General features: G+C 47.5%; 2 protein-coding genes. One reads left to right on the forward strand and one right to left on the reverse strand.

Annotated features, from left to right (window positions below):
* Positions 1–535 precede the first annotated feature (535 nt).
* The gene (locus VE954_RS25595) at positions 536–1,429 is read right to left on the reverse strand and encodes a LysR family transcriptional regulator (protein ID WP_324958196.1); all 894 of its coding nucleotides are present in this window, start codon (positions 1,427–1,429) and stop codon (positions 536–538) included.
* 173 nt (positions 1,430–1,602) lie between these two features.
* Between VE954_RS25595 and VE954_RS25600 the strand changes: the two genes are divergently transcribed.
* Positions 1,603–1,791, forward strand: a complete 189-nt coding sequence (locus VE954_RS25600) for a hypothetical protein (RefSeq protein WP_324958197.1) — start codon at positions 1,603–1,605, stop codon at positions 1,789–1,791.
* Positions 1,792–1,858: the final 67 nt, after the last annotated feature.

The raw sequence follows: 1,858 nt of genomic DNA on the forward strand, positions 1-1,858 counted from the left end.
CGTTCGGCACGCCGCTGACGTCTGTCGCCACCGCAGCATTCGCGGAGCCGGTTTCGGTCCATGCACCGTTGCGATAAAAAAGAATGCGAATATCTTTTTCCGCGTGAGCTTCTGACATCAGCACTGGCCTCGAATTGATCGGCCAGGGAAAAGGCCAGCCGTATGTCACATTGCATTGAAAAAACCTCCTCAGGAGGAGGATGGCATCTCCCAGGAGGCGGCTTTTAGTCAATCATATTGATGATTTGATTAATTTCTAAGCATTCTTTCCGGGGCCCTGAAAAAACAGCCTGTCAATCAAATTAGCCTCTACAGTGCATGCAGTGCCATATCATGGCACTGCCAAAACGGGAGGGATTGATCGTCAACCATGGCGGGGCACCATGCCGGAAGGACCCAAAGCAGTGTAATCTATGCAACGCACGGATTTTAGGAAGCTGCATGAAGATGCTACTTCATGCACATTGAATTCTTTTATGTTCAAGACAGATTTAACTAGATTCACAGTGATCCCCCATTCACGACTGATTCTTCGTCACTTCGCGTCAAGAGCTTTGACGAGAACAGGAGTCATGAAATTCATAAATGTCATGAATCGAGCTGCCTGGGAACGAGATTTTTCATAAATATAGTATAAGGGTACGGGAGCGAAAGACCAGTCGGGCAAGATGCGTCGGAGTATACCCTGCTGCAATGCTGTCTCGCAAATGGCCACCGGAAGTACGCAGAATCCACCACCAGACAGGCAGAAGGTCTTCAAAACCGTAATGCTATCGATTTGAATGCGATTGGAGATCGCGACTTCCCCCTTTTCCTCCTTCCCGCTTAATACAAGGCTTTGTCGGCGATGGAAGCTGTAAATCGAGTGACGCTGCAATTGTTGAAGATGATGCGGCTCCGCTTCAAGCGACGCCAAATACCCAACACTGGCAAATATCCCAAGGAATGTGTTGCCAATTTTCTTTTGTATCAGATTTGAGTCCTGAATCTTTCCGATCCTTATCGCGATATCAATTTTATCTTTTACATGGTCAAGCACAGTATCAGTTGCCAGAATATCGACTGCAATCTGCGGATGCAGTTTTGCAAATATCGCCAACGCTGGAGCGAGGATTTCAGAGGCAACTTCAATAGAGGCGGTAATCCTAATACGCCCCTTCGGGAAGAGGTTATGGCCGGCGATCAGATTTTCAAGCTTTTCGGCTCGCTCTATCATTTCAAGCGCTTCCGCAAAAGCGGTTTCTCCTTCCTCTGTCAAGCTTAGCCTTCTGGTAGTGCGCCGCAGCAGCTTAACACCAAAATGAGATTCAAGTTCCGATAATTTCTCGCTGAGAAAGGACTTTGAAATTCCCAGGCGGCTGGCGGCCGAAGTAAAGCTACCCTGCTTGACGATCTCGGCAAAGAGAATGAGGTCATCCAAATGGAACATTTTCAACCCCTTATAGAGGACTCCTCAATTGTTCGCCAAAGCGAACAGTGTGTCAAGGATAAGCCATCTAAAACTTTGACTACATTAGCCGTAAAGTAGAGCAGTCAGCTGCTTCATTAGGAACAGGGGCAGCATAACTGTGAACAATAATTCTCAGCCTTTTGGAGACAAAAATGAAGGCTCTGTTGCAGAAAATCTCTAGCATCCCGACACGGGATTGGTCATATTCACCAATTCACCGTATCCAGGGAGTGGTTATGGCGCTGAGCTTCAAAGGACGGCATTTCGAAAAGTCCATTATCCTGTATATGGTCCCGCCGATCGAAGCAAGAGAAACAGTTGCGATGGAAGAACGAGAATAAGATGCTTCCGTATATCCGGCGTCTTTGTTGAAGGGTGAAACCTTCAGCGCCCTGATGGAGTATGCGC

Origin of the sequence: Oligoflexus sp. (assembly GCF_035638955.1) — a bacterium.
Classification (GTDB): domain Bacteria; phylum Bdellovibrionota_B; class Oligoflexia; order Oligoflexales; family Oligoflexaceae; genus Oligoflexus.